Annotated in this window: 4 protein-coding genes; all 4 read left to right on the top strand. The window is 62.9% G+C overall.

All coding sequences use genetic code 11. From position 1 onward, the window contains the following. Window positions 1-2787, top strand: a 2787-nt coding sequence (traA, locus tag LC343_RS24840) for a Ti-type conjugative transfer relaxase TraA (protein ID WP_223479838.1), incomplete at its 5' end; no start/stop codon positions are given. Beyond that, window positions 2784-3314: a conjugative transfer signal peptidase TraF gene (gene traF / locus LC343_RS24835; protein ID WP_223479837.1), complete on the top strand. Its 531-nt coding sequence runs from the start codon at window positions 2784-2786 to the stop codon at window positions 3312-3314. The genes traA and traF, both read left to right, overlap by 4 nt. Before the next feature lies 1 nt (window position 3315). After that, window positions 3316-4458 (top strand): conjugal transfer protein TraB, encoded by a 1143-nt coding sequence (locus tag LC343_RS24830; protein WP_223479836.1) that lies wholly within the window; start codon window positions 3316-3318, stop codon window positions 4456-4458. A 13-nt stretch (window positions 4459-4471) separates the two neighbouring features. Further along, window positions 4472-5089 (top strand): lysozyme family protein, encoded by a 618-nt coding sequence (locus tag LC343_RS24825; protein WP_223479835.1) that lies wholly within the window; start codon window positions 4472-4474, stop codon window positions 5087-5089. Window positions 5090-5399: the final 310 nt, after the last annotated feature.

Here is a 5399-nt window from a genome sequence, read left to right as displayed (position 1 = left end):
ACCGGAAAAATCCAGTACAAGCTCTGGTCCGGTGAGAAACCTGAATTCCTCGAGCAACGGCAAAGATGGCTCGATCTTCAGAACCACCATCTGGCACTTGCCGGTTTGGAGATCCGTGTCGATGGCCGGTCCTATGCGGAGCGCGGTATCGACATCGAGCCGACCACCCATATCGGTGTTGGCGCCAAGGCGTTGCAGCGCAAGGCCGAGACCAAGGCCACCGCCATCGATCTCGAACGGCTCGCCCTTCATGAGGAGCAACGGCAAAAGAACGCCGCGCGCATCGAGGCCCGTCCAGAGCTGGTGCTCGACATTCTCACCTCGGAGAAGAGCGTCTTCGATCAGCGCGACATCGCCAAGGTCCTGCATCGCTATATCGACGATCCTGAAAGCTTCCAGCGTCTATTGGCGCGGGTTGCGGAAAGCCCGGAATGCCTGAAGCTCGCCGATGAGACCATCGACTTCGCGACTGGCGCGCGTGTCCCGGCGCGGCTGACCACACGGGCGATGATCCGGCTCGAGGCAGAAATGGTGAGCCGCGCGGACTGGCTTTCGGGAAAGAGCGGGTTTGCGGTCCGGGGGAAGGTCTTGGAAGCCGTCTTTGGCCGACATGAGCGGTTGTCGGATGAGCAGCGGACGGCCATCGAGCACGTGGCGGGTGGGGAGCGGATCGCGACCGTCGTCGGCCGGGCAGGGGCCGGCAAGACCACGATGATGAAGGCCGCCCGCGAAGCCTGGGAACTGGCCGGGTACAAAGTCGTCGGTGGCGCGCTTGCGGGCAAGGCGGCCGAGGGTCTGGAGAAGGAAGCGGGCATTCCCTCCCGCACTCTCGCCTCCTGGGAGCTTGGCTGGCAGCAGGGCCGCCGGCGCCTCGATGACAAGACCGTCTTCGTTCTCGACGAGGCGGGCATGGTCTCGTCCCGCCAGATGGCGACCTTCGTTGAAGCGGTCACCAGGTCCGGCGCCAAACTCATCCTGGTCGGTGACGCCGAGCAGTTGCAGCCGATCGAGGCGGGTGCGGCCTTCCGCGCGATCGTCGACCGCACCGGCTACGCCGAGCTCGAAACCATCTATCGCCAGAAAGAGCCTTGGATGCGCGCCGCATCGCTCGATCTGGCCCGTGGGCGGGTCAAGGAAGCGCTCTCTGCATATCGCGCCAAGGGCAGTCTGATCGCGCAGACGCTGAAGGCCGATGCGGTCGAAACGCTCATTGCCGACTGGAACCGTGATTATGATCCGAAGAAGTCAACCTTGATCCTCGCGCATCTGCGCCGCGATGTGCGCCAGCTCAACACGATGGCGCGCGAAAAACTCGTCGAGCGGGGGCTGGTCGAGGTCGGCCACGCCTTCAGGACCGAGGATGGGCCCAGGCAGTTTGCCGCCGGCGACCAGATTGTTTTCCTGAAAAACGAGGGCTCGCTTGGCGTCAAGAACGGCATGATCGGCAAGGTCGTCGAGGCCGCGCCCGGCCGTATCGTCGCGACGATCGGAGACGGGGAGGGCGCAACCCGGGTCACTGTCGACCAGCGCTTCTATCGCAACCTCGATCACGGCTACGCCACGACCATCCACAAGTCGCAGGGCGCGACCGTCGACCGCGTGAAAGTGCTGGCCTCGCTCTCGCTCGACCGGCACCTGACCTATGTCGCTATGACCCGGCATCGGGAGGACATGGCGCTCTATTATGGCAGCCGGTCCTTCCATCTCGCCGGCGGGCTCGAGAAGCTCCTCTCACGAAAGAACGCCAAGGAAGTCACGCTCGATTACGCGGGCGGCCGCTTCTACGCGCAGGCGCTTCGTTTCGCCAACAATCGCGGGCTGCACCTTGTGCGCGTCGCGCGGACGCTGATGCGCGACCGGGTTCAATGGACGATCCGGCAGAAACAAAAACTCGTCGATCTCGGGCTTCGGTTCCGCACCGCCGCCGCGCGTCTGGGCATCGTCGATCAGCCGCTTCACCAACCCACGCAATCAATCAGAAAGGCCGATCCGATGGTCAAGGGTATTTCCAGTTTCACCATGTCGGTCACCGACGCCGCGGACGAGAAGCTGCAATCCGATCCGGCACTGCAAAAGCAGTGGGACAACTTCTCTGACCGCATTCGCCTCGTCTATGCGGATCCCGAAAGCGCCTTCAAGGCCATGCGCATGGAGGCCGTTGTTGAAGACCCGAATATTGCCGGGCAGCGCCTCGGCGAGATCGAGCGGAATGCGGTGAGCTTCGGCGCGCTAAAGGGTCGAGAGGGGTTACTGGCGAGCCGCGCGGACCGGGAAGATCGTCGTGTGGCGGAGGTCAACGTGCCGGCACTGCGCAAGGAACTCGAACGCTATCTCGACATGAGGGAGAGGGCGATGGCCGAGTATAGGCTGGAAGAGGAAGGACATCGCAAGCGGACCTCGATCGACATTCCGTCTTTGTCGCCGGCTGCGGCGCGGGCAATGGAAAAGGTCCGCGATGCGATCGACAGGAACGACCTGCCGGCCGCGCTCGGCTTCGCGCTCGCCGACCGCATGGTGAAGGCCGAACTCGACTCCTTCAACAAGGCGGTCTCGGAGCGCTTCGGGGAGCGGACCTTGCTCGGCAATGCCGCCAAGGCTCCGGCGGGGTCGACCTTCGACACGGCGGCCCAGGGCATGTCGCCAGCTGACCGGGAAAAGCTCAGCACCGCTTGGCCCATCATGCGGGCCGGCCAGCAACTTGCCGCTCACGAGCGCACCCAGCAGGCCCTGAAGCAGTCCGAGGCGCTGCGCCAGACGCAAACCAAAAGCCAGGGGCTGAAGCAGTGAGCCGACGGCGCAGGATCCTCATCGTTGCCGCGCTCGCTTGCATCCCTCTGGCGCTGTTCGGCCTGGGATATGGAACGGGATTTCGGATCAATCTGACACCGAGCTATCCGCTCGGGCTTTGGCGGATCGAAACCCTGAACCGCGATGTCCAGGTCGGGGATCGGATATTCATTTGCCCGCCACTGACCGAGGCGTTTCGCCAAGCGCGGGAGCGCGGCTATATGCGGCGCGGCCTCTGCACCGGCTGGCTCAGCCCGCTGATCAAGACCGTCGTGGCGCTGCCCGGGCAGTCTATTGAAATCGGCACATCCGTTGCGATCGACGGTCTCGCTCTGCCGCAATCTGCGATTCAGCCGCGTGACGGATCGGGCAGGGTACTGATGCCCGATCCCGGTGGCGTCGTGCCCCCAGACACGCTGTTTCTTTTTTCGACATTCAGAGGTTCGTATGACTCACGATATTTTGGGCCGATCCCGGCCGCCGGCGTTCTCGGGTTGGCGAAACCGGTTTTCACCTTCACACCGTAGCATGGTCACCGCTGCAATGTTCATCGTCGCTGCCGCCGCGGTCGGTGCCATCGGATGGAGCGGCGAGGTGCTACTCCTCCCGGTCGCGTGCCTCTTTCCCGCGCTCTGGGCGTTCGCCCCGACGCGGCTGGTCGCAGGTCTGGTTTCGATGGCATATTTCACGGCGGCGTCGCGTGGCTTGCCCGTTGGCGTATCGATTTTCTACGCGAGCGATATCTGGGTGGGGCTTGGTCTCTGGATCGCCGCGTCAACGATGTTCGTTGCGGTGCACACGGTCCTTTGGTCGCCGAAGCCCGGGTGGCATCGGCCGCTGCGATATCTGGGCGCGGCGACGCTGATGAGCGTGCCGCCATTCGGCATCGTCGGGTGGGCCAGTTCGATCACCGCGGCCGGCGTGCTCTTCCCCGGCTGGGGCTGGGCAGGATTGGCGGCCACGGCCGCCGGTCTCTCGGCTATGACCACACGGGCCTGGCCGCTGGCGGGTGTCGCAATGGGCGTGGCCTTTGCGCTTTCCGCAATCACTTGGACCGATTCCGAACCGCCGGAAGGATGGGTCGGAATTGACACGACGTTCGATTACCAAGTCGCCGGCGAACATGCCGACTACGCTCAACACTTGGCGACGATCGCCCTCGTCAGGCGAGCAGTAGGGGACGGTGCCACCAAGATTGTTCTGCCAGAAAGCGCGCTCGGGATCTGGACGCCGACCACCGAGCGTCTCTGGACCCGAAACCTCGCTGACCTCGATGTCGTCGTCGCCGGCGGAGCTGTTGTCATAAACGAGAGCGGCTATGACAATGTCATGATCGAGCTGACAGGTGAGGGGGCAAGGATCTTCTATAGGGAGCGGATGCCGGTGCCGGTTTCGATGTGGCGGCCTTGGGCATCCGGGGGCGCGTCGGCGCAGTTCTTCGGCAATCCCACCGGCAGATTTGCCGGGACGTCGATCGCGCCCTTGATCTGCTATGAGCAGCTCATTGTCTGGCCAATCCTTCAGTCCATGCTCTTAGGGCCGGACATCATCGTGGCGACAGGCAATGGCTGGTGGACCGGCGACACTAACATCGTCCCGATCCAGAAAGCGACGGCCAGGGCGTGGGCGTCGCTGTTCGGGCTGCCACTCGTCATCGCCTTCAACACCTGATGGGACCTTTGAGATGATCGATGTCGACCTCATTCAGCAATGTGCCGATCCGCGCCTCGAGATCGCCTTGGTGCAGCAATTCATGGGGGAGATGAATGCGCCGAACCACCTCGCGCTCCGCGTGTTCCAGGGCGACAAAATGGTCCTGGTCCCGGCTCCGAAATCCGCCGAAAAGGCGGTTGAGACTACCCGGCAGTGGGTCGGCAAGGCGAACGTCAGAGTTGGGCTGACGCAATACCCGGCGGGGCTCGGCGTTACCGACCCATCGGAGATCGGCTTCGAACTCTTCGATACCTGCGAAAACATTCGGCTCGGCACGGAGGTGTTTGGGAAGGTGCTAAGGATCGTTGGCGGGCGGGAGGAAGGGGATAAGGCGTCGGGGTTTGAGACGGCAGTGCAGGCTTATTTCACGGGGTGGTTTGAGGGAGAGCAGGTCTTCTATGCGGAGGATCCGGAGCCGGTTCAAAGGCTAGAAACGGCACCGGCTGCAGGGAAGGCGCCGCGAGAAGACGCGGACGCTACGCCCCCTCTGGCCGAGCCTGCTGACCCCAATCTCGCCGGAATTCGGATCGATCTTTCCGTGTTGGGTCGCCCCACCAACAATCGACCCGATCACGCCGGCACCCCATAGGATCAACGTTCCAGAAGTCGGCTAGATGCGAAGTAATAGTCCACTGCCTTGAGGCCGGTGGGATGAGCAGTCTAAATCTCGGCGTGCGGTCTGATGTGGATTGACCAGAAACACCAAATACGCACGAAATCAAACCAGAAGAGGCCCAATTCATGTCGGATATCGTCGGCTCATCCTTCAGCACCACACTTTCACACATCGCCGAGGTTTCGGATCGCGAGAGCCTCGATATGGTCATGGAGGCACTTGCTGCCAGCTACGATCTCAAATCCGCAGCCTACTTCGGTGTTGGCCTGTCAGGCCGTACGAA

This window comes from Oricola indica, from assembly GCF_019966595.1.
Taxonomy (GTDB): domain Bacteria; phylum Pseudomonadota; class Alphaproteobacteria; order Rhizobiales; family Rhizobiaceae; genus Oricola; species Oricola indica.
This window is presented reverse-complemented; position numbering and strand designations above follow the sequence as displayed.